Below are 23122 nucleotides of genomic sequence, written 5' to 3'. Positions count from 1 at the left end.
GCCCATTTGAATCCAGACACGCGCCGGAACTCAGTGGCGCATGGAATTCAAATCGCGAGTGGGAAGTCTCAAGGCCCCTGTTCGCTGAGGGTGTTGCTCCCCGTGCCGGATACGAGCGAACTCAGGAGCAGACGACCCAGTCGGGGTAATAGATGACGCTCGACTGGGCGCCCGTGGCGTCGACCACATACATCTTGGGTCGGATGGAGGACACCGCGGGGAACGTTTCGCTGGGAGCGAAGCAGTCAAAGACGAACAGCGTATAGAAGAGAGAGCTGTACGTCTTGTTGGTCTCGTAGAGGTACGTCAACTGCCCCCAGTAGAAGGTGTAGGGCGCGACGCCGCCCGAAGCCGAACCGACACAGCCCAGGTTTCCACCCGGAGGACGGGTACAAGTCATGGAAGCCACGGGGGCCGTAAGGTTGGCACCGAGGGCCTCGGTCGTGGTGCCCACCTCCTCGGAAATGGGCTCGCCCGCGCTCGGCTCCAGCTCAGGCGCTCCGTCACAGGCCGTCAGGGACAGGCTTGCTGCAAGGACAGCGACGAGGCTCCGACGAGGCATTTCGGAGTATGGCATTGTGGGTCCTCCAGGGATGGAGGGATTATGCCTGACCTCTGTGTCTGGGAACAGTCGAGTCGGGAATGACATGGCGCCAGGCCCTTCTGCTCGTCAGGGAACGGCTCCAGCTCTCCCGTGCCTGAAAGGGGCACAATCTGTCGCAGGTGCCCCTTTCAGTTCGCTACGGACACAGGGCGATTGTGCAGTACGGAGGTAAGCCCCCTGCTTGGGTGCAGCAATTCTGATTGTCGTAACATTGGACGGTGTGAGCTCCATCCGAACACTCGTAGACGCGTTGATCCTGGGACCGCAGTTCGTCAGACGTGGGCTGCTGTGATTCGAGGGGAGAGGCATCATCCAGCGCCCCACCGCAGCTCAGGGACAGCAGCGCCGCGGCCAACATCGCACCTCTGACGAGCGTCTTCATTTGCATGAATCCCTTCCCCAATGGGTACCGGGGCAGTCTGCCGTCGCCAGGAGGGCATTGCGCGACAGGGCATCGTCCCCGGACGAGCAATAGTTCACTGACGGACAGTCTGTGTCTCGCGCATTTAATCCAGACACGCGATGGGGCTCGGTGGCGCGCGGGATTCGACTCGTGCGTGGAAAACCCGCAATGACATAGAAACATCAGCGAGGTTTTGTGTTTCGGGGATATGCGACGGGGCTCCTGTTTCCCTCCACCCCGAGGTATTCATGCGTCAGCGCGTCACGACAACGGGTCGAACCTGGATGAGTTTGTTCTGCACCGCCGCCCTCTTCACCGCGGCGGGCCCGGCCAACGCGGAGGACCTTGCCCTGCCCGCGGGCAACATCCTGTCCAACCCCTCGTTTGAAACGAACCTCACCGGCTGGTCGACGTGGCAGGGGACGCTGGCCCGGGTGAGTCACGCGTCGGCACCGGATGGTGCGTACGTGGTGCGCGTCACGCGGTCGGCGGGGGATGCCTATTCGCTGGATGACGCTCCAGACGCGGTGGCCTCCACGACGGTGGGCACCGTCTACCGGGCACAGGTCTTCATCGCGGCGAGCAACGCCGGGACGGTGGGCAAGCCCGTGGTGCTGGCCGTCCGGGAGCGCAATGGCGCGGGGACCTCGGTGGGGTACGCGGAGTCTCCGGAGGTCGGCCTGACGACGGCCTTCCAGCAACTGACGGTGGAGACGACGGTGCAGCAGACGGGCAACACGCTGGACGTGTATGTCCTTCAGTCCAATGCCACGGCGGGCAATGCCTTCCTGGTGGACGCGCTGACGCTGGCGGTCGTCCCGCCGCCGACGCCGGGCGAGCCGAGCCAACTGCTCTGGAGTGACGAGTTCGACGGACTCGCGGGCACCCTGCCGAATCCGCAGGTGTGGGAGCCCGTCACGGGCGGCATGTGGGACAACGGTCGGACGATTCAGCAGTACACGGCGCGTCCCCAGAACGTGCAGCACGACGGAAGTGGCCACCTGAAAATCATCGCGCGGCGAGAGACGTATACCGGCGCGGACGGCGTGACGCGCGACTACACGTCCGCGCGAATCCACTCGAAGGGCCGCATGGAGCGCCAGTATGGCTACGTCGAGGTGCGGCTCAAGGCGCCCACGGGGCTGGGCACGTGGCCCGCGGCGTGGATGATGGGCTCCACGGGGGAGTGGCCCGCCAACGGAGAGTTCGACATCTTCGAGGGCGAGGGGCCGCTGCCCACGCTGGCTCACGGCACCATTCACGCGCCCGGCATCGCCTACGGCTGGGGCCCTCCGGGTCAGGTGGACTACGCGCCCGCGCGCGTGGGTGACGCGTGGCGCACCTTCGGCATCTTCTGGAATGCCAACCGCGTGGAGTGGTACGCGGACCGAATCAAGCGCTTCACCTTCCCGCGTGGCACCACGGGGACGTGGGTGTTCGACCAGCCCAACCACCTGCTGCTCAACCTGGCGCTGGGGGATTTGGGCGGAGACCCGACGAACACCGTGTTCCCCCAGGTGCTCGAGGTGGACTACGTGCGCTGGTACGCCAACGCGCCGTCGAACTGACCGGGGCCTCCATGCCTCGAACCGGGGCCGTCCACGGCGGCCCCGGGCGACCGACCCTCTTCGGGCCAGGCTAGCATCGCCTGCTCCCTCGCTGACCCGGCGCCCTCTCGTTAGAGTGCCGGGCTCATGCTTTCACCGCTCCAGCCTCTCTATCTGCTTCTCGTGGTGGAGCCGTCGACCTGTCCCGAGCGACTCCGTGAAGTCGAGGCTTGGGAGGCGCGGTCCGGCCGCTCGCTTCCCGCCGTCGTGCGCGAGTTCTTCACCCGCCTTGCGACCATTCCGATGGCGCCCAATGAATACCAACGCAGGGTGTGGAATGCCCCCGAGCCAGGAGCCGTCATCGTCGGACGCGTGACCGACGATGAATGGGAGGTGCCGCTTCCGGACCTGTGGGCCGAATACCGCGATGGCACGCTCGAGACGCTGACGTCCGTGCTGACCGCCGTCGAGCGCGCGACAGGCGACGAGCTCGATGGCATCACGCCTCCGAGCGCTCTCCACGGGCCGCTGGTCTATTTCCAAACCGATGTCATGCGCCAGTGGCGCGTGTTCTTCGAACTGGACGGTTCGCGCGACCCGCCTGTCCATGAACACCACCGCGACCGTGGTTGGTCACCCCCGCGTTCCTTCTCGTCGTGGCTCTTCGATGCGTTCTTGGACGGGTACCTCCACCAGGACATGGTGCCGTATTCGTTCTGGGGAAAGAACGCCGACCTCGCGCGCTCCGAAGCGGCGTGCCCGGTGCAGCCCTTCAGGAATGGTCGCTGGTTGCGAGCGTCGCAGGGGCCATTCAGCGCCGAAGCGCATGCGGCGCTCAAGGAGCGCTTCTCTTCCTATTCACGCGCGTACGCGACGAAAGCCACGCTCCACGACTTCAGCCTGGCGGAAGGGGGTTGGCTCTGGATTGTCGCCGATGAGGATTCGTCGGAATGGTGGATCGCCGGCGAGACGAACGAGCACGTCGTCGAACTCGCTCGCGCGGCGCGCGACCTTGGCCAGTTGACGGCGCCGCTCGTCGCCGATACGCCCGAAGGCGCCTCGGTGCTCGAACTGCTCGGCGCTACCGTGCCACTGTGAGCCGTGTCGGGCGAATCCTGTTCAGGTCGTGTCCCCATCCACCTGGCGCTGGTACGCCAACGCGCCGTCGAACCGACCGGGCCTCCGCGCCTCGAACCGGGGCCCTCAACGGCGGCCCCGGGCGGGTGCGTCGCTCAGGGCTCGTCGAAGATGAGCAACCCTCGTGCGTCATCCACCACGTACACGTGCCCATCTCCTGGCACGCGAATGCCGAGCGCGCCCTCGTACTGGCCGTCCTCGCGCTTGGGGTCTGATTCCCTGTAGGTGTTGAAGTGAGCCACCTGCCGGGGCTTCGTGGGATTGGAGACATCCAGCACGCGCAGGCCCTCATGGTACCAGGCGATGTACAGGCGCGTGCCCACCAGCAGCATGTTGTGGATGGAGGCGACGTCGCGCAGCTTGAACTCTCCGATGAGCTCGATGTTCGTCGGGTCATCCACCTTCAGCACACGCAGGTGGGCGCCCTGTCGCTCGCCGCCCTCGAACGCCACCGTGTGTCCGCCCAGGGTGCCCACCGCGCTGTGATGGCTCACCGCGCCGTAGTAGGTGTACTCGCCCAGGTGCTCGAAGTTCTCCGGGTTGCGCACGTCGAGAATCTGGTAGCCGCCGCTCATGTGACTCACATAGAGGCGGTCTCCGTACGCGAAGGCGTCGTGTGGCACGCCATAGATGCCGGTCCCGATGCCGCCCAGGCTCTCGCGGTGCAGGAGTCGTGGCTCGGTGGGGGTGGTCACATCAAAGAGCAGCACCTCGGCGTTCCGTCCGGTGGACATCGCATAGAGCCGGTCTCCATCGACCAGCACCGTGTGGATGTCGAGGGGCCCTCCGCCCGGGTAGCTCTGGAGGAAGACGGGACTGGCTGGATTCGAGATGTCGAAGACGATGAGGCCGGAGCTGGCGCTGGCGACATAGAGCGCGTCGCCCTTCGACCACACGCCGTTCCAGTAGTTGTCGCCCGGCAGGCTGATGGACGTCTTGAAGACGGGCCGTCGCCGGTCCTTCACGTCGAAGACCGTCAGCCCGCCCGGCTCTCCCCGGCGCTGGATGGACACCACGTAGGCATGGTCCTTCGCGACAAAGACGTCCACGGACTGTCCCAGCTCCACGTAGGACTCGGAGCGCAGCTTCAATCCGCCCGAGGACTCTGCCTCGCCGCGAGCCCAGCTCATCCGCTCGGCGCGGAAGGTTCCATGCACATAGGTGGAGCCATCCGCGCAATAGCTGTAGCAGCCCACGAACTCCCGGGGAGACACCGCCTCGCAGCCCAATGCGAACTGTTCGAAGTACACACCAGAGGCCGTGTTGGTGTAGCCCATCGACGCGGAGAACTGCCCGTCGCCGAGCTGGGATGAACTGGAGGCTATCCCGTTGAGGAACTCCACCTGTCGCCCATCGGGGCTCAGTCGGAGGCCCACGGCCGCGGTGGCCATCTCCCTTTGTGGCTGCATGTATTCGACGCGGACCACGCCACGGTAGACGGCGCCCTCTCGCTCGAGTGTGTCCAGGGACGCTCGATTGCACGAGGAGAGGTCGAAGACCTCGGGTGAGCCGCAGGGGGCGGAGATGTCCTTTCGCACCGTGCAGGTCGCGAACGGACCGGTGTCCGCGATGATGTCTCCCTGCTCCTCCAGCGGCGTGTACAGACCGTCCCACGGCTCCGCCTTCGGGTCCGAGTCACAGCCGGCCAGGGCCAGGAGGCCCATCAGTCCCGCGGTGCGGAGACCTTGCTTCATCCCAGTCATCGATGTCTCTCCAAGGAAGAGCCCCCGCACACTTCGGGGCTCAAGGCGACATGACTCTAGGACAATCCCCTGCGCCGATGCTCACGGTCTGCTTGTCGCTCGTTGCGTATGAGGAGTCCATGCGAGGAATCCACGAAATACACGCAGCTCATCCAGGCCCTGGATGAGCTGCTACCGGGTGCGGTCAGCGAACAGCTCAACTGCAGGGGACCCAGTCTGGGTGAACGACGGTGCTCGACTGGGCTCCCGTGGAGTCGACCACATACACCTTGGGTTTGATGGAGGTGTCCCCGGGGAATGTCTCGGTGGGAGCGTAGCAGCCATAGCCGCGCAGCGTGGTTCCGGGGTTGAAGAGCGAGGTGTAGACCTTGTTGGTGTCGTAGCGGTACGTCTGTTGCCCCCAGTAGAAGGTGTAGGGCGCGACGCCGCCCGATGCCGAAGCGACACAACCCAGGCTCCCACCCACGGGACGGGTACAGATCAATGTCGCCACAGGGACGACCAGTGCCTTGCTTGCAGTGCCCACATCCTCGGGGATGGGCTCCCCCGCGCTCGGCTCGCCCTCGGGCATACCGCCACAGGCCGTCAGCGACAGGCTTGCTGCGAGGACAGCGACAAGGCTCCGGCGGGGCATTGCAGGGTATGACATTGTGGGCCTCCAGGGGATGGAGGGGATTCTGCCTGACCTCTGTGTCTGGGAATAGTCGAGTCAGGAATGACATGTGGTGGGAGCCCTTTTGTTTGTCAGGGAATGCGTGTGATGCTGGCTGTCCTTCCAGCCCGGAATGGGATTCGATGTGTCTGGATGATGATGTGCGTTTGATTGAAGCGGCTCGCCCAGGTGTTCCCAGGGGCGGGCCGCTGTCGACCTGCCACCGAAAGCCCAGGCGGCATTGTTGATGCTGCTAGCCGACTGACGCGGAAGGCGCCCGTGCGCATATCCACCAGCAGGCGGCGGTGAAGCGGACCTCCGTGCCATGCACGAAGGGCTCGAAGGCGACGCGGACCGCGTCGACAACCTTGGTGCGAGTCCGCTCGTCCGTCTCCTGGAGGAACATTCCGACGGGCCCGAGCCGGGACAGGTAACGGACCAGCTCCTTCTCGGGAAAGGCGCACTCGACGTCGATGGGCCGGAGTTCGACTTCGGCCCAGCCGCTCTCCTCCAGGATGGATTGGACCCGGTGCGGGTCCGCGAAGGCGAACTGTCCCGGCCCACCCGGCCGACGAGCAGGGAGGTTCGGCAGGAGCGGTGCCGCCGTGCGCTCGGACGTGGTCATGAACGGATTCTCCGCGGCACTCCGCCAGGCGATGAACCGGAGCTCCGCGCCGTCCCTCGCGGCACTTCTCAGGTTCGTGAAGGCCCGGACCGGGTCGTCGAAGAACATGACGCCGAAGCGTGAGATGAGCTGGTCGAAGCTCGCGGGCTCGAACACATGGCTCTGCGCGTTGGCGTGGACGAACCGCGCAGGCGTGCCTTCCCGCTCCGCCCGCGCCCTCGCGGTGGCGAGCATCGGGTCCGAGATGTCGATGCCGAGACAGCGACCTTGTGCCCCCAACCGTCGAGCGACGGCGAGCGTGGTGCCGCCCGTGCCACAGCCGATGTCGAGCACCCGGCCTCCAGAGTCCGGGGACACCGCCGCGACGAGCATGTCCTCGAGCGGCTTGTACATGGCGTCGATCAGCTCCTGCATGTCGACCCAGGCGTGTCCGGCGGTGCCGTTCCAGAGTTTCGTCTGCTCGTCTCCAAGGGGGTTCGTCGCGGTCATGGATGTCTCCTTCGACTTGCCTTCAGGCAGCGTAAGCTCGACTGTGCCACTTCAAGTCGACTTGAGGTCAAGCAGGTGAGAGACCTGGACATCACGGAGGTGGCGCGGCGGTCCGGCGTTCCCGCCTCGACGCTTCGGTTCTATGAAGGGAAGGGGCTGCTTGCCTCCACCGGCAGGCGGGGCCTGCGCCGGTTGTTCGCTCCCGATGTCCTGGAGCGCCTGGCGCTGATTTCACTGGGGCGCGCCGCCGGCTTCTCGCTCGATGACATCGCGCGCATGTTCGCGCCGGACGGGCGGCTGCGCATCGACCGACCCCAGCTCGTGGCCAAGGCGGAGGAACTCGACAGGACGATTCGCGAACTCGGCATCATGCGCGACGGCCTTCGGCACGCCGCTGTCTGCCCCGCGCCGAGCCACCTGGAATGCCCCACCTTCCGCCGCATCCTGCGCGCCGCCGCGTCCGCCCCGACGACGGGCGCGCGAAGGAAGAGGACTCCAAGCCGCTAGCTCCAGGAGCACCGCGTCACCCTTCGGGGACCTGACACACCCTCCGCCCGGTCCCTCGTCCGCCCGAGCCGCCAGGCCGATGCAGTGGTTCACGCGGCCCTTCACCTTCAGGCGGTGCCCGGGAGGCCCGTGTGAGCAAGGACAAGCGCAAGAATCAGGGTGGCAACGGTGGCGGCGGTGTGAAAGCGGACACGATGAAGACCTACCGGGAGGGAGAGCGCTTCCCTGGCCGGATTGGTCGCACGTACGAGGAATCAGAGCCGGCCTTCCCGATGCCACCCAAGGCGCCGAAGGACGCGCCCAACATCCTCTACGTCATCCTGGACGACGTCGGCTTCGGCTGGTGTGAACCCTTTGGCGGCATGATTCGCACGCCCACGCTGATGAAGCTGGCACAGCAAGGCCTGCGCTACACGTACTTCACCACCACCGCGCTGTGCTCGCCCACGCGCTCCTGTCTCGTGACGGGCCGCAACCACCACTCCGTGGGCATGGCCAACATCACCGAACTGGCCACGGGGTTCCCCGGCTACAACGGCCGTCAGCCGCAGGACAAGGCGGGAGTACCCGCCATGCTCCATCAACACGGCTACACCAGCTACTGCATTGGCAAGTGGCACAACACGCCTTCCGAAGAGACGACCATCGCCGGGCCCTATGACCGCTGGCCCACGGGCTCCGTCTTTGGCTTCGACCGCTTCTATGGCTTCCTCGGAGGCGACTGCGACCAATGGGAGCCCAAGCTCTTCCTGGACCGCGAGGCCGTCGACCCGCCGGCTACGCCCGAAGAGGGCTACCACCTGTCCGCGGACCTGGTGGACCGGGCCATGAGCTGGATTTCGCAGCACCACTCGGCGGACCCGGCGAAGCCCTGGCTGACGTGGCTCGCGCTGGGGTGCGCGCACGCGCCCCACCACGTCGCGCCTGAGTGGGCGGACAAGTACAAGGGCCAGTTCGACCTGGGCTGGGACGCCTACCGCGAGAAGGTGCTGGCCCAGCAGAAGAAGCTGGGCATCATCCCCGAGCACGCGAAGCTCGCGCCCATGCTGGAGGGCGTGCAGAAGTGGGACTCGCTCTCCGCCGACGAGAAGCGCCTCTTCGCGCGCATGGCGGAGCTGTACGCGGGCTTCATCGAACACGCCGATGCGCAGCTCGGCCGGCTGATGGAGTTCCTGGAGCGCACGGGGCAGCTCGACAACACGCTGGTGTTCGTCTTCATCGGGGACAACGGCTCCTCGGGTGAGGGCACGCTGACGGGCCTGTTCAACGAGCAGTCCGTGGCGAACAACGCCGAGGAGACGGTGGCGCAGAACCTGGCGCGCATCGACCAGTTCGGCCAGCCCGGCTCGTACAACCACTACCCGGTGGGCTGGGCCATGGCGGGCAACACGCCCTTCCAGCTCTGCAAGCAGTACACGCACTTCGGCGGGGTGCGAAACCCGCTCATCGTCCACTGGCCGCGCGGAATCGAAGCCAGGGGCGAACTGCGCACGCAGTACCACCACTGCATCGATATCGTCCCGACGATTCTGGAAGCGATTGGCGTGGAGGCCCCGCGCTTCATCAACTCCGTGCAGCAGGAGCCCGTCGAGGGCTACCCGATGAACTACTCGTTCAGCGACGCGAAGGCGCCAACCAACCACGTCACCCAGTACTTCGAGATGCTCGGCAACCGGGGCCTGTACCACGACGGCTGGAAGGTCGTGACGTACCACGGGCGCAAGCCGTGGGAGAACAAGGCGCGGTGGAGCTTCGACGAGGACCATTGGGAGCTCTACAACGTCGTGGAGGACCCCACCGAGTCGAACGACCTGATGAAGGGCAGGGACCGCGCGAACCTGAGCGACCCGATGGTGAAGAAGCTCATCGAGCTGGTGGGCCTGTGGTGGGCGGAGGCGGGGCGCTACCAGGTGTTGCCACTGGATGACCGCTTCCAGATGCGCGCGCTGGGCCGCGCGGGGCTCTACGCGGAGCGCGAGCGCCTGACGTATTACGAGGGCGCCGTGCGCATCCAGGAGTTCGCCGGGCCGGACACGAAGAACCGCTCCTGGGAGATGACGGCCCAGGTGGAGGTGCCCGCGGGTGACGCCCGAGGCCCCGTCGTCGCGCTCGGCGGAAGCTCCGCGGGCTTCTCGCTGTACCTCAAGGAGGGCGTGCCGGTGTTCTGCTACAACTTCCCCGGGCCCGAGCTGACGTATCTGCGTGGCAAGGAAGCGCTGAAGCCCGGCAAGCACGTGCTCCGCTACGAGTTCGAGAAGACCGGACCGGAGCCCTTCGGCGCGGGTGGCACGGGGCGGCTCTTCGTCGACGGGAAGAAGGTGGCGGAAGCCCAGATTCCCAGGACGGTGCCGGTGGGTTACTCGATGGATGAGACGTTCGACGTGGGCTGGGACAAGGGCACGGCGGTAAGCCCCGAGTACCCGTCCAATTCCCGCTTCACCGGCCGCGTCCTGCGCGTGGACTTCGACCTGAAGCCGGACTTCCACCCGGACCACGCGGACCCGACGAAGAAGGCCGAGGCCCGCTTCCAGCACGAGATGATGCGGCAGTAGCACCGCGCCGAAACGCTCCCGGTGGGCCACACGCCGGGAGCGCCTCGCCCGAAGTCACTTCAGACAGACGGCCTCGACGTTGTTGCCGTCGGGGTCCTTCAGGAACGCGGCGTAGTACGTGGGGCTGTAGTCGGCGCGCACGCCGGGCTTCCCATGGTCTTGACCGCCGGCCTCCAGCCCGCTCGCGTGGAAGCGGTCCACGGCGGCGTGCTGCGAGGCGCGGAACGCCAGGTGGGTGCCCGGCCCCGTCGCGCCCTGGGTGGGGTAGAGCCACAGCGCGGGCTCACCCGGAGGGCCAAAGCCCGCGCCCGAGTCGTCTCGCGAGCACAGTCCAAATCCCAGGGGCGCGAGCGCGGCGGTGTAGAAGCGCACGCTGGCGTCCAGGTCCTTCACCTTCAAGCCGATGTGGTCGAACACGATGACCTCTGTGTGAGAGAGGCCGTCACCGTACGGGGCGAGGGGCGAGTCGCTCTTGGAGGAAATTGCGCTCGCCCCGGGCCGCCTGACGGAAGCGTCCGGGGGACACTCCGGCGGCGCGGTGGAAGGTGCGCACGAAGTTGGAGAGGTCGCCGAAGCCGACGTCGAAGGCCACGTCGGTGATGGAGCGCGAGTCGTCCGCGAGCAGCCGCGCCGCGTGGCGCAGGCGGGAGCGCAGCAGGTACTGGTGCGGCGTCACGCCGACGACTTTCGAGAAGAGTCGCAGGAAGTGGAACGGGCTGAGCCCCGCCTCCTTCGCCGCGGTCTCCAGGTCGATGTCCTCGCCCGAGTGCGCATCCAGCCACAGCGCCGACTCCACCACGCGCCGCCGGTCCACGGGTCGCGCCGAGGGCGCCTTGTCGGTCCGCCCCGTGACGACCTCGGCGAAGCGGGCCGCGAACACCAGGCCCACCTCGTCCATCCCCACGTCGCTCGTCCCTTCGGCGGTGGCCTGGGCCAGCTCCCCCAGCACCATCAGCTCCGGCAGGGGCGGAACCCCGCCGCTGCGCCAGCCATCGGGCGAAAGCCCCATCGACTCCAGCAGCGCCGGGGCCAGCTTGAAGGACAGGCACTCATCGCCGCGGAGGTGCTCGTGCGAGCACATGTACTCATCCCCGGGGTGACCTATCAGCAGCGAGCCCGCGACGAGCTCGAAGGACTCACCGCGCGTGCGGTAGCAGAAGGTGCCCTTGCGCACGTAGGCCACGGAGAAGGCGCGGTGCACCTCTGCGAAGGGCGCGTCGTCGGGGCCGGCGTCGCACCGGAAGTCCATGACTTGAATCGACTCACGCTCAAGGACTGTCGAGACCCGCATCGCCCGCCCAAGCTAGCGGCCGGTCCAGACCCGGGCAATGGAAACGACGGCCGTGGCTACTCGTCCTCCTGCTGGCCGAAGAGCAGCCGCAGCAGGGCCAGGTCCTCGGTGTGGCTGATGACATACACGTGGTCCCCTTGCTGGAACACGGTGTCGCCCTTGGGGGCGACGAGCTCCTGGCCTCGCACCAGCAGCATCGCGGAGGAGCCCGGAGGAAAGGGCAGGTCCGCCAGTCGCTCGCCGGCCACGGCGGAGGCCTGGTGGATGTAGAACGAGCTGACCTCGCCCTTGAGCAACTGCGTGGAAGCGATTTCGAGCACGGCCTGGGGCGGCTCGGGCACGTTGGCCGCGAGCCCCAGCTTGCGTGTCACCCACGGAACCGTGGCGCCGGGCACCAGCCCGTTCACCACCACGATGAAGAACACGATGTTGAAGATGTCTCGCGAGCCCTCCGTGCCGGACAGCACCGGGAAGGTGGCCAGGATGATGGGCACCGCGCCGCGCAGTCCCACCCAGCCCGTGTAGATGATTTCCCCCAGGGGAAACCGGAAGGGCAACAGGCACAGCAGCGCCGCCAGCGGCCTCGCCACGAAGGCGAGGATGAGGCCCAGGCCCAGGCCCACCCCGGCCACGCTGATGAGGTTTCGCGGATACACCAGCAACCCGAGCACCAGGAACATCAACACCTGGGACAGCCACGCCAGCGCGTCATGCACGCGCAACAGGCCGGTGCGGTAGCGGATGGTCTCGTTGCCCAGCGCGATGCCCACGATGTACACGGCCAGGAAGCCGCTGCCGTGCAGGAGCGTGGGCAGGCCGAAGGACAACAGCGCCAGGGCCAGCGTCATCACCGGATAGAGCCCCGCCACGCGCAGGCGCAGCCGCTTGAGCAGGAGCCGCGCGCCCCAGCCCATGGCCAGGCCCAGGCCGGCACCCACCACCATCTGCACCACCGCCTCCACCGCCAGCTCCCACCCCGGAGGCTTCCCGCTCGCCAGGGTGTGCGTCAGGCCGGTGGTGAGGATGACGGCCATCGGGTCGTTGAGGCCCGACTCCAGCTCCAGCGTGGTGCCCACCCGCCGCTTCAGGTGCAGCCCGCTGCCGCGCAGCACGGAGAAGACGGCCGCCGCGTCCGTGGAGGAGACGATGGCGCCCAGCAGCAGCGCCTGCGTCCACGGGAAGTCGAAGAGGAAGTGCGCCGCCGCGCCCATCAACGCGGCCGTGGCCACCACGCCCACCGTCGCCAGCACCGCCGCCGGGCGCAACGCGGAGTGGATGGCCGCCAAGGGAGTGTTGAGGCCACCGTCGAAGAGGATGAGGACCAGCGCCACCGTCCCCAGGCGGAAGGCGAAGCCGTAGTTGTCGAAGTCGATGCCGCCGGGCCCGTCGGAGCCGGCCGCCATGCCCACGCCCAGGAACAACAGCGCCACGGGGATGCCGAAGCGGCCGGACGCGCGGCTGAACAGCACGCTGAGCGCGAGCAGGGCGCCGCAGACGGCGAGCAGCAGGGCGGTGGGAAGCGGCTCCGTGGTGAGCATCCGGGGAGGACTCTACCCGTCCCCGGCGAAACTCAGGCGTCCGCGCGAGGGCGAGGGCGGACGGAGTGGGGCGCGGTGGACACGTGGGCCAATGGCAGCGTGAAGGAGAACGTGCTGCCCTCGCCCGGAGTGCTCCGCGCGTGGATGCTCCCGCCGTGGGCCTCGACCAGTCCCTTGGCGATGGCGAGCCCCAGCCCCGTGCCCCGGCTGGCCGCGTCGCGCGCCTGCCAGTACCGGTCGAAGATGTGGGGCAGCGCCTCCGCGTCGATGCCCGCGCCCGTGTCCCGGACGTGGAAGCACACCTCGCCGTTGCGCACGGACGCCCCCACCTCCAGGTCGCCGCCCGCCGGGGTGAACTTCACCGCGTTTCCCAGGAGGTTGCCCATCACCTGGAGCACCCGCGTCCTGTCGCACCGGGTGCGCACGTCCTCGGGAGGAGGCCGGGGGTGCAGGTGCAGTCCCTTGGCCTCCGCCAGGGGACGGATGGACTCCATCGCCTCCGCGACGAGCCCCGCCACCGAGTGCTCTCCCAGCTCCAGCGGCAGCCCGCCCGCCTCCAGCCGGCCCCAGTCCAGCAGGTCGGAGATGAGGCGCGACATCCGGTCCGTCGCGTCCTGGATGCGCGTGGCCTGCTTCGTCACGCTCTCTCCGCCCGGCCGCGCGCCCGGCCCACGCAGGAGCAGCGCCGCGCCCAATTGCACCACGCCCAGCGGGTTCTTCAAGTCGTGCGACACCACGGCCAGCAGGTCCTCGCGCGCCCGGGCGGCCCTGCGCGATTCACCCACCAGCCGCGCGTTGTCGATGGCGAGGCTGGCGCGCAGGCACAGGTCCTCCGCCAGCGCCAGGTCATCCGGGCCATACCGCCGCCCCGAACCCGAGGAGACGAAGGTCACCGCGCCCAGCGTGTTCCCGCGCGCGCGCAGCGGGATGATCATGTACGAGCGCGCCTGGAGCGTGCGCAGCAGGGCCGGGTGCGCCGGCTCCGCCGCCGCCGCGCGCAGGAGCGAATCCGTCACCGCGGGCACCAGCTCCGGCTCCCCGGTGTACAGCACGCGCAAGAGACCCACCGGGGCGTCGTCGCGCTTCTCGATGCGCTGGGGCAGCGTGCTCGCGCGCTCCTGCTGCGTCGGGTCCAGGCAGGCCGCCGCCACGCGGGACACCCACGGGCCCTGCTCCAGCGCATCCACCAGACACCAGTCCGCCAGGTCCGGCACCGCCAGGTGCGCCAGCAGCGTGTACATGCCGTGGGGGTCGGGCGGATGGGTGAACAGCGTCGTCATCGCCTGGTAGAGGAACGAGCGGCGTCGCTCGGCCTGCTCGACCTCCGCGCGCGCCGCCTGCTCCAGCTCCAGGGCGCGTGAGTACACGGCCTCGGCTTCCGTGAGCGGCCTCGCCGTCACCAGCACGGTGCTTGCGCCCTCCTCGGACGCAAGGGGCGTGAGCACCAGCGCGTGGCGGCGCAGGCCCGTGTCCACCGGCCAGGGCAGCTCCACCGTGACGGCGTCGCCGCGAGTCGACGCCTGGACTCGCGCCACCTCCAGTCGCGCGGCGTCCTCCAGGGGCACGCCGAGCTCGGTCCACTGACGGCCTTCCAGCCCATCGGTCCCCCGTCCGAACGCCCGCGCTCCCGAGGCGCTGCACGCCAGGATGCGACCCGTGGCATCGAGGACGTAGGCCGGGTCGGGGAGCGCGGTGAAGGCGGAGACGAAGGAAGGCAGGGCAGGGCTCATCGGAACGCGGAAGGGCTGACGGGATATTGACACCCCAGGACCCGGAGGCCATTCCGGGCCAGGCAGGCGCCCAGCAAGGATTCAGTAGCGGATATTGTGGCTCACCCTGGCTGCGTGTCCGCCCGGACAGCGAGCAACAAGCGGGAAGGCAGGGCGGCCAGGGAGACGACCTCGTCCGCCAGCCCCGCGCTCACCACGACGCCGGGCATGCCGAAGACGACCGAGGACTCCTCGTCCTGGGCCAGCACGCGGCCTCCGGCTTCGCGCAGCTCTCGGGTCCCCTCCAGGCCATCCTGGCCCATGCCGGTGAGGATGACCGCCAGGGCCTCGGGGCCGTGCGCGCGCGCGACGGAGCGGAACAGCCACGTCGCGGAGGGACGGAAGCCGTTGACGGGAGCGGCCTTGGACACCTGGGCCCGGCCGTCCTGGATGCCCAGGTGCCGGTCGTCCGGCGCCAGGTAGACGTGCCCGGGCAGGAGCAGCTCCCCTTCTTCCGCCACCCGCACCGGCAGCGGGCCCGCCGTGGCCAGCCAGGACGCCAGGCCCTGGCCGAAGCCGATGGCGATGTGCTGCACCACCAGCAGGGGCGCGGGGAAGTCCGCGGGCAATTCCGACAGGAGCCGGAACAAGGCGGCCGGTCCACCCGTGGACGCGGCCAGGGCGACGACCGACGCCCGGAGCGACTTCGCGCGAGGCACGGGCCTGGGAGCGGGCGCGGTCTGCGCGGTGCCCCGGTCCGGCCAGCGGCGGACGACCTTCACCTCGGCCATGGCCTTGAGGGTGTCGCGCAGGCGGCGGCTGTCCGCGTCGAAGTCGGGGGACTCGGGGCCCAGGGGCTTCTGGAGCACCGCGAGCGCTCCGGCCCGCAACGCGGCCATGGATGTCTGGATGTCGCGCTCCACCAGCGTGGAGACGACGACGACGGGCGTGGGCACCTCCGTCATGATTCGGCGGGTGGCCTCCAGGCCATCCATGCGCGGCATCTGGATGTCCATCGTCACCAGGTTGGGCCGCAGACGCTGGGTGAGTTCCATCGCCTCCACGCCATCCTTGGCTTCACCCACCACGCTCAGCCCCGGGTCGGCGCGGAGGATTTCCACGAGCAGTCGACGGGCGGTGGGAGAGTCCTCGGCCACCACGATGCGCAACGGTTCTGTCCTCATAGAAGTCGTCTCAAGGTCTCCAGCAGGCTCGTCGGGTCGAAGGCGCTTTTCACAAGATAGGCACTGGCCCCGGCTTGCAGCCCGCGGGCCTTGTCCTCGGGCCGTCCCCTGGCGGTGACGAGGATGACCGGCAGCCTCGCGAAGCGCGGGGAGGCACGCACGGCCTCGGTGAGGGCGATGCCGTCCATCCGAGGCATCTCCACGTCCAGCACCAGGGCCTCCGCGCCGCCCGCCTGGAGCCGCTCCCAGGCCTCGGCGCCGTCGACACAGGGCACCACGTCGTAGCCAGCGCCCTCCAGGATGCTCTGCTCCAGCGCGCGGGTGGTGGGCGAGTCGTCCGCCAGGACGATGCGCCGCCGCGTCCGCTGGGTCACCGGGGCGGGGAACAGCGCCGTGGAAGGACGGCCCCCCGCGGCCCGCACGAGGGACACGGGGTTGAGCAGGAGCGACAGCCGTCCGTCTGGCAGCACCGCCGCCGCGGACACGTGGCGAGCGCGCCGCACGCGCGGCCCGAGCGCCCGGACGAGGGCCTCCTGTTCGGCCAGGACCTCATCCACCACCAGCGCGGCGCGCGCGGTGCCGGCCGCCAGCACCACCGCTCCCCGGCGCTGACGCGGCGGCCCCGGGGGCAGTCCCAGCACGTCCGCCAGCGAGGCCAGGGGCACCAGCGCGTCTTCCGCCACCCACGTCGGACGGCCCTCCACGTCGCGCACTTCGTCGGGGGACAGCCGCACCAGCCGCGCGACGCCCTCGCTGGCCAGCGCGAGAATCTGTCCTCCCGCGGACACCAGCAGGACGCGCAAGGTGCTCAGCGTGAGGGGCACATCGAGCGCGAAGCGCGCGCCCTGGCCCGGCAGGGTGCTCACCTCCACCGTGCCGCGCATCGCCTCCACCTGCGTGCGCACCACGTCCAGTCCCACGCCTCGGCCCGCGACCTCCGTCACGCGCGTGGAGGTGGACAGTCCGGAGTGGAACGCGAGGCGCGCGGCGTCCTCGTCGTCCTCGGGGGCCTCGATGCCCTGGGCCACGGCGCGTGCTCGCAGCGCTTCCAGATTCAGTCCGCGTCCGTCGTCCTCCACCGTCACTTCCACGCGGCTGCCGCGCAGGCGCGCGGACAGGGTGACGCGGCCTTCCTCGGGCTTGTGCGCGCGGCGGCGCTCCTCGGGTGACTCCAGGCCATGAGCCACGGCGTTGCGCACCAGATGGAGCATGGGCTCGCGCAGGGATTGGAGGAGGGAGCGGTCCAGTTCGAGCGCGCCGCCGTGGACCTCCAGTCGCGCCTTCTTGCCTTCGGAGCGGGCCACGTCGCGCGCGGCGCGCTCCAATCCCTCGCAGCCTTCCAGGAAGGGCAGGGTGCGCGCGCGGCGGACCTCGTCGTCCATGCCCGTGGCCACGCCGCTCAGGGTCCGCTGGTCCGCCGCCAGTTCGCGAGTCACGCGCGCCAGCTCCTTCTCGGCCCGGCGCAGCGAGGACTCGGCCTCCGTGCCCTGCACCGCCTCGCGCATGCGCGCCAGCTCCTCGCGCACGCCCTCCAGCGTCTCCGTTCGTCCTTCCAGCCGCAGCGAAGCCACCCGCAGCTCGCCGCTGCGAGAGAGCAGCGCGTCCAGCTTCTGCGCCGATACGCGCACCGGCAACGTCGCTTCGAGCACGGGGCTTGAGGGCGGGGATTCGGGCGCGGAGGACTCGGCGGAGGCGCCGGGCATCCGAGAAGACTCGGCGGAGGAGCCGGGCATCCGAGAAGACTCGGCGGAGGCGCCGGGCATCCGAGAAGACTCGGCGGAGGCGCCGGGCATCCGGGAAGACTCGGGGGCTGCGCCCGCCGCGCGCGAAGGCTCGGCGGCGGAGCCCGGCGCACGGGAACGCGCGGCGGATGCGCCCGGTGCACGGGAAGACTCGTCGGTGGCGCCGGGAGGTCGTGTCGCCCCCGGTGCATGGGGCGTCGTGCCCGTCGCGTGGGGCGCCGACACGTCGCCGTTGGCCGCGCGCTCCAGGTCCGGCAACAACGTGTCGAGCGGCGAGCCGGCCAGCTCCTGCTTCGAGGCGAGCCGCCTTCCCGCGTCGTCCAGCGCATCCACGGCGGCGAAGCACAGCTCATACAGCTCTGGCGACGCGGTGCGCCCGTCGCGCAGCGGCTCCAGCACTTCCTCCAGCCGGTGACACGCCGTCTCCACGAGCAGGGCACTGGCCGCGCGCGCGGCGCCCTTCACGCTGTGCAGCGTGCGCAGGAGCGCGGCCACCCGCTCCGCCGCGCGCGGCGTCCCCTGCTCCCGCTCCAGCGCGAGCAGGTCCCGGTTGAGCGAGGCCACATGCCCCTCGAGCTCCTCGAGGAACGTGGCCAGCAGTGCCTGGGCGAGCCTGTCGCGGTCCATCAGCGCCCGTACTCTTCGAGCAGGTTCTTGAGCTTCTGACCCATGCCGTTGATGTCCTGCATGGCCCGCTCCGTCTGGCGGGAGGACATCAGGCCCTGCTGCGTGGCCTGGTTGACGTCATGCATCGCCTGGCGAATCTGGGCGATTCCGGTGGCCTGCTGGTTGGCGGACGCGGCGATTTGCGCGGCGGTGAGCGACGCCTGGGCCAGCAGGTCCGACAGCGACTGGATGGTGGAGCCCGCCTCGGCGACGATGCGCGTGGTCGCCGCCACGCTCTTGGTGCCTTCCTCGGTGGTCATCACCGCGCCGTGGGTGGCCTTCTGAATCTGTCCCAGAATCTGGCGCACCTGACCGGTGGCCTTCTTGGACTGGTCCGCCAGCGCCTTCACCTCGGCGGCGACCACGGCGAAGCCCCGGCCATTCTCTCCGGCGCGGCTGGCCTCGATGGAGGCGTTGAGCGCGAGCATGTGCGTCTGCTCTGAGATGTCATTGACGGTGGTGATGATGTCGCCAATGGCCTGGGCCTGCTCGGCGAGGGCGAGGATGCGCGAGGCGATGGACTCCACCTGCTCGCGCACGGTGCCCATGGAGGCAACGGCCTCTTCCACGGTGCGCCGTCCGCTGCGTCCCACTTCCTCGGCGTGGCGCGCGGAGTCGCTGACGTTGCGAGCGCGGCCAGCGGCCTCCTCGGACGTCTTGGTGATTTCCTCGATGGTGCTCACCGTCTCCGTCACCGCGCTGCCCTGCTCCTGCGCGCTGGCCACCTGCTCCGTGGTGCTGGCGAGGATTTCGGAGCTGGCGCCCGCGAGCTGGTTGACGAACTCCGCCACGGTCCGCAGCGTGTGCTCGCGCTGCTCGGACTGCTTGGCGATTTGTGCCTCCGACTGCTGGCGCCGCTCGGCCATCTCGTTGAAGGCACGCGCCAGCTCCGCCATCTCGTCTCGGCCCTTCAGGTCGATGCGGTGGGTGAGCTCGCCGCGGCCGAGCTGCTCCGTGCCAATCATGAGCCTGCGCAGCGGGACGGTGATGCTGCGCGTGACGAGATAGCTGCCCGCGGAGACGAGGATGATTCCCAGCACGGTGCAGATGGCGAGCACCCACATGATTTGCCGCGCGGTGTCCCGGGCGGCGTCTGAGTGCTCGGTCCAGCGCTCCTGCTCCTCCGCGAGCATCTCGTTGATGACGGAGCGAATCTGGTCCATGAGCTGCTTGCCCCGGTTGCCCCGGATGATGGGAAGCGAGGCCTCCAGACCCTTTTCACGGCGCTGGCGGATGCCCTCCTCGAGCAGGGCCAGGCGGCCCGTCACGAGCGGCTCCAGGCGCACCATGCGGTTGCGCTGGTCGGGGAACGGGGCCATCGCGTCGCGCAGCATGTTCATGTCCTGCTGGAGCGAGGAGAGGGCCGTCTGATAGGGCTCCAGATACGGGTCCTCGCCCGTGAGCAGGAAGCCGCGCTGGCCAGTCTCCGCGTCGATGAGCAGGGCGCGCACCTCGCGGACCAGACGGAAGTTTTCATGGGCCTTGAGCAGCCCCTCGGTGGTGTCCGTGAGCTGGCGTGCGCCCTGGAAGGCGACGACCGCCAGGATGAGCAACACCATCAAGGACAGTCCGAAGCCGAGCGCGATGCGGTTCCCGATGTTCATACGACTCCTTCGTCGGACAAATCGAACACGAGGCGACTGTCACCCAGCAGTGCCTCGCCCTCCAGCAAGAGTGTTCCGTCCCTGTCGGCCGCGAACACCAGTCCCCCGGCGGAATCCGCGAGGGTGACGGGGGCGGGCAACAGGTCCTGGCTCGAAACCTGGGTGACTTCGTGGACTTCCTCGGTGCGCACGCCCAGCTCGGCCCGGTTCGTCCCCAACACCAGCAGGGGGCCCGAGCTCTCCGCCGGAGCGCGGCCGAAGAGAGGGGCGAGCTCCACCACGGGGAGGACCTCGCCATGGAGCAGGGTGAGCCCGCGCAGCGTGGGAGGCGAGCCGGGCAGGGGCACCACCTCCGCGGCGCGGACGACCTCCAGCACGAAGCGTGACTCCAGGGCGTAGGTCTGGCTGGCGGCGCGAAAGCGCACCATCTCGCGCAGGGTGCCGGGAGCGACCTCGGGCGTGGGAGGGCGGCTCAAGACGCGAGCGCGCTCGTCGAGGAGCGCGGCCTCCGCCTCGGGGCTGAGGGCGCCTTCCGCTTCGCGAGAGGCCACGAGGTTCGCGAGCCGGGCGCGGACGGAATCCCAGTCGATGCCGTGAGGGCCAGCCATCAGGGTGCCTTGCCTTCAGTCAGGGGGTTCTCCAAGCGGATGCGTTCATCGCGCGCGGCGCGTGCGAGGTCCCGGGCGTGTTCTCCCTCCGCGAGTGGCAGGGGGGCATCGGGAGGAAGGGCTTCACAGAGGGCCTCTGCTTCGCGCAGGGCCTTGAGCGCGCCAGGGGTGTCACCGAGTCGGCGCAGCACGCGTCCGAGGACGAGCCACGCCACGGCGAGGGTGGGCTCCAGGTACAGGGCCTGACGGACGGAGCGCTCGGCGTCGGGCAGACGTCCCTGGCCGAGGAGGAGCAGGGCTTCGAGGTAGCGCAGGTCGGGGACGAGGGGATGACGGGAGGCGGCCTCGGCGCTGGCGTAGACGGCGGCCTGGGCGTCGAGGTTGGCGATGGCGCGCACGGCGGCGGTGGCCGTGTCCGGGTCTGAATCCAGTGCGCCCATGCGAAGCGCGGCCTCGCGCCAGTCCCCGCGCTCCAGCGCGCGGCGGGCAGCGGAGAGTTCGGAGGGGCTCGGAGCGCGAGGCGAGGGACTCCCAGTTCCCTGAAGCGCGCCCGTGCCGCGAGCTGCCGCGCCCGGTGTACCGACACTGCTTCCAGGCGACGCACCCGGTGTGCTCGCGCCTGGTGCAAAGCCAGACACACCGACGTTGCTTCCGTAAGCCGCGCCCGCCGTGCCGGCGCTCGTGGAGCCCGTGCCTCGTCCGGGAGTCGTGCCCGACGTGCCCGGGCCGCCGGTGCCTGTCGTCGCGCCCGAGCCGGGAGCGAAGCCCGGGCCGCCGGTGCCTGTCGCCGCGCCCGAGCCGGGAGCGAAGCCCGGGCCGCCGAAGCCTGTCGCCGCGCCCGAGCCGGGAGCGAAGCCAGGGCCGCCGAAGCCTGTCGTCGCACCCGAAGGGCCCGAGCCGGGAGCGAAGCCAGAGGCGCCCGCGCGGCCTCCAGAGGGGCTCGCGGCTCCACCGCCCGGGAAGCGTGTGGTGCTGCCGGAAGCCCCTGTCTCGGTGCGCGCACTTCCTCCGGGTGCGGTACCCACGCCGCCCTCACCCGAATGCGCGGGGTGCCCTCCGCCGGAAGGCGGCACCGTCATCCGCCCTCGGTCCCCGAACGGCGACGCATCGGGGACGGCCACGGTGGTGCCAGGTGGGAGCCGTCGGTAGAACACGCCCCACTCGGTGAGGACGGGCTCCAGCGGAGCGAGCCCCCCGAGCGGCGGGTCCGAAGGTCCGGTGAAGAGGACACCGCCTTCACCCAGTGAAGCGTGGAGTCGGCGGGCCACGGCCTCGATGGTGGAGCCGTTGAAGTAGATGAGGACGTTGCGACAGAAGACGACGTCCAGCTTCCAGATGCCCGAATCCGGCGACGGCCACGTATCGAGCGCGAGGTTCAGGTAGCTGAACCGCACGCGTTGCTTCACCTCGGGCGACAGGACGTACTGCCGGCCCTCGGGGCGAAGGTGGACCCGCATCCGTTCGGCCCACGGGCCCCGCATGGACCACGCGCCATAGTGCCCGCGTCGAGCCCGCGCGAGCGAGGCGCGAGACACATCGGTGGCATACACCGCCATGTGTTCGCCCCAGCCTTCGCTCATCAGCAGGGCCGCCATCGAATAGGGCTCCTCGCCGGACGAGCAGGCCGCGCTCCACATCTTCACGGTGTAGTCCGGGCCATGGCGTTCCCGGAGCGCGGGCAGGACCATGCGGCGCAGGAACTCGAAGTGCTCGGGGGTGCGGAAGAAGTACGTCTCGCCGATGGTGAGCTCGGTGAGGAGGTCATCCATCGCGGCGGAGTCGGAGGTGATGCGCGCGCGATACTCGTCGAAGTCACTCAGGCCGGCGCGAGCCATGGCGCGAGAGATGCCTTCCTCGGCGGAGGCGGGGCAGCTCGGCGGGGCCAGGCCGGCGCGCTCCTCGACGAGCGCGAGCACGGCGGGGTAGCCCTCGTGGCTCCACGGCCCTTGCCTCACGGACGCTCCGTCGAGGTGGCGAGCGCCGTGTCCAGCTCCAGCGCCTCGGCCTCGGAGAGAAAGCCGCGCAGGTCATGGACCAGGACCAGTCCGTCTTCCAGCTTGGCGGCGCCGGCCACGTAGCCCACGCCGGGCAGCTCGCGGGGCGTCTCATCCCATTCGCCTGGAGCGAGCACGCGCAGGCCCTCGGCGCGGTCCACGCGCAGCGCGACCTGACGCGGGCCCGCCTGGGCGATGATGAGGTGGTCGAGCGCCGAGAGGGGACGTGCCGGGTGACGGAAGCGCCGGCGCAGGTCCAGCACGGGGAGCAACTGGCCATGCAGGTTGAGCAGGCCTTCGACGACATCGGGTGCGCGGGGCAGCGGCGTCAGGCGCACGGCGCGAATCAGCTCTCGCACGTCCTCCATGGGGAGGCCGTAGCGCTGACCTTCCAGGGTGAACAGCAGCACCTCTCGCGGAGCGGGCACCATGTGGGAGGGACATAGACGCAGTCCTGCGGGCTGTCGAACACGGCGTGCGCCCCGCACGTCGTGTGTCCACCAGTTCCCACTGGCGTCCGTGGCCTCCTGCCGCGCCACACGTTTTCCCGCTTTCCGCACGCGGGTG

Annotated in this window: 18 protein-coding genes; 4 read left to right on the top strand and 14 right to left on the bottom strand. The window is 69.3% G+C overall.

Annotated features, from left to right (window positions below; genetic code table 11):
• Nucleotides 1-121: 121 nt before the first annotated feature.
• The gene (locus HUA78_RS45915; protein WP_217442395.1) at nucleotides 122-577 is read right to left on the bottom strand and encodes a hypothetical protein; all 456 of its coding nucleotides are present in this window, start codon (nucleotides 575-577) and stop codon (nucleotides 122-124) included.
• A 714-nt stretch (nucleotides 578-1291) separates the two neighbouring features.
• Here HUA78_RS45915 and HUA78_RS09980 point away from each other — a divergent pair.
• Both HUA78_RS09980 and HUA78_RS09975 read left to right on the top strand, forming a co-directional pair.
• On the top strand, nucleotides 1292-2575 hold the full coding sequence (locus HUA78_RS09980; protein WP_174476152.1) for a family 16 glycosylhydrolase: 1284 nt from the start codon (nucleotides 1292-1294) through the stop codon (nucleotides 2573-2575).
• A 126-nt stretch (nucleotides 2576-2701) separates the two neighbouring features.
• Complete coding sequence (locus tag HUA78_RS09975) at nucleotides 2702-3652, top strand: hypothetical protein (protein WP_174476151.1); 951 nt, start codon at nucleotides 2702-2704, stop codon at nucleotides 3650-3652.
• Nucleotides 3653-3786: 134 nt separating this feature from the next.
• Here the strand turns inward: HUA78_RS09975 and HUA78_RS09970 are convergent, their stop codons facing one another.
• The 3 genes from HUA78_RS09970 to HUA78_RS09960 all read right to left on the bottom strand — a co-directional run bounded on the left by HUA78_RS09970 (nucleotide 3787) and on the right by HUA78_RS09960 (nucleotide 7160).
• Entirely contained in the window at nucleotides 3787-5385 is a 1599-nt protein-coding gene (locus HUA78_RS09970; RefSeq protein ID WP_254623617.1) for an LVIVD repeat-containing protein, read from the bottom strand.
• A gap of 205 nt (nucleotides 5386-5590) precedes the next feature.
• The gene (locus HUA78_RS09965; protein ID WP_141644491.1) at nucleotides 5591-6043 is read right to left on the bottom strand and encodes a hypothetical protein; all 453 of its coding nucleotides are present in this window, start codon (nucleotides 6041-6043) and stop codon (nucleotides 5591-5593) included.
• A 256-nt stretch (nucleotides 6044-6299) separates the two neighbouring features.
• Complete coding sequence (locus tag HUA78_RS09960; protein WP_174476150.1) at nucleotides 6300-7160, bottom strand: class I SAM-dependent methyltransferase; 861 nt, start codon at nucleotides 7158-7160, stop codon at nucleotides 6300-6302.
• Nucleotides 7161-7235: 75 nt separating this feature from the next.
• Here HUA78_RS09960 and HUA78_RS09955 point away from each other — a divergent pair, with 75 nt between their 5' ends.
• Entirely contained in the window at nucleotides 7236-7667 is a 432-nt protein-coding gene (locus HUA78_RS09955; protein WP_174476149.1) for a helix-turn-helix domain-containing protein, read from the top strand.
• 131 nt (nucleotides 7668-7798) lie between these two features.
• Nucleotides 7799-10219: an arylsulfatase gene (locus tag HUA78_RS09950; protein WP_371745539.1), complete on the top strand. Its 2421-nt coding sequence runs from the start codon at nucleotides 7799-7801 to the stop codon at nucleotides 10217-10219.
• 54 nt (nucleotides 10220-10273) lie between these two features.
• Here the strand turns inward: HUA78_RS09950 and HUA78_RS09945 are convergent, their stop codons facing one another.
• The 10 genes from HUA78_RS09945 to HUA78_RS09900 all read right to left on the bottom strand — a co-directional run bounded on the left by HUA78_RS09945 (nucleotide 10274) and on the right by HUA78_RS09900 (nucleotide 22986).
• A complete protein-coding gene (locus HUA78_RS09945; RefSeq protein WP_174453917.1) occupies nucleotides 10274-10636 on the bottom strand; it encodes a VOC family protein in 363 nt (120 codons plus the stop codon).
• 25 nt (nucleotides 10637-10661) lie between these two features.
• On the bottom strand, nucleotides 10662-11510 hold the full coding sequence (locus HUA78_RS09940; protein WP_174476148.1) for a helix-turn-helix transcriptional regulator: 849 nt from the start codon (nucleotides 11508-11510) through the stop codon (nucleotides 10662-10664).
• A gap of 56 nt (nucleotides 11511-11566) precedes the next feature.
• A complete protein-coding gene (locus HUA78_RS09935; RefSeq protein WP_174453919.1) occupies nucleotides 11567-13048 on the bottom strand; it encodes a potassium/proton antiporter in 1482 nt (493 codons plus the stop codon).
• Nucleotides 13049-13080: 32 nt separating this feature from the next.
• Nucleotides 13081-14778, bottom strand: coding sequence for an ATP-binding protein (locus tag HUA78_RS09930; protein WP_174476147.1), 1698 nt, complete (start codon nucleotides 14776-14778; stop codon nucleotides 13081-13083).
• Nucleotides 14779-14879: 101 nt separating this feature from the next.
• Nucleotides 14880-15941 carry a chemotaxis-specific protein-glutamate methyltransferase CheB gene (cheB, locus tag HUA78_RS09925; protein ID WP_174465480.1) on the bottom strand — a complete coding sequence of 354 codons (1062 nt, stop codon included), beginning with the start codon at nucleotides 15939-15941 and terminating at the stop codon, nucleotides 14880-14882.
• A complete protein-coding gene (locus tag HUA78_RS09920; RefSeq protein WP_174476146.1) occupies nucleotides 15938-18310 on the bottom strand; it encodes a hybrid sensor histidine kinase/response regulator in 2373 nt (790 codons plus the stop codon). The genes cheB and HUA78_RS09920 overlap by 4 nt, the downstream gene beginning before the upstream one ends.
• Complete coding sequence (locus tag HUA78_RS09915) at nucleotides 18310-19953, bottom strand: methyl-accepting chemotaxis protein (RefSeq protein ID WP_174476145.1); 1644 nt, start codon at nucleotides 19951-19953, stop codon at nucleotides 18310-18312. The genes HUA78_RS09920 and HUA78_RS09915 overlap by 1 nt, the downstream gene beginning before the upstream one ends.
• Complete coding sequence (locus HUA78_RS09910) at nucleotides 19950-20561, bottom strand: chemotaxis protein CheW (protein ID WP_141644481.1); 612 nt, start codon at nucleotides 20559-20561, stop codon at nucleotides 19950-19952. Before HUA78_RS09910 ends, HUA78_RS09915 begins: the two co-directional genes overlap by 4 nt.
• Nucleotides 20561-22516 (bottom strand): CheR family methyltransferase, encoded by a 1956-nt coding sequence (locus HUA78_RS47485; protein WP_174476144.1) that lies wholly within the window; start codon nucleotides 22514-22516, stop codon nucleotides 20561-20563. The genes HUA78_RS09910 and HUA78_RS47485 overlap by 1 nt, the downstream gene beginning before the upstream one ends.
• Entirely contained in the window at nucleotides 22513-22986 is a 474-nt protein-coding gene (locus HUA78_RS09900; protein WP_141644479.1) for a chemotaxis protein CheW, read from the bottom strand. The genes HUA78_RS47485 and HUA78_RS09900 overlap by 4 nt, the downstream gene beginning before the upstream one ends.
• Between the last annotated feature and the right edge of the window lie 136 nt (nucleotides 22987-23122).

Source organism: Myxococcus sp. CA033, from assembly GCF_013336625.1.
In the GTDB taxonomy this organism is placed as follows: domain Bacteria; phylum Myxococcota; class Myxococcia; order Myxococcales; family Myxococcaceae; genus Myxococcus; species Myxococcus llanfairpwllgwyngyllgogerychwyrndrobwllllantysiliogogogochensis.
Note: the sequence above shows the minus strand (reverse complement) of the source record. Positions and strands in the feature narration are given on the sequence as shown.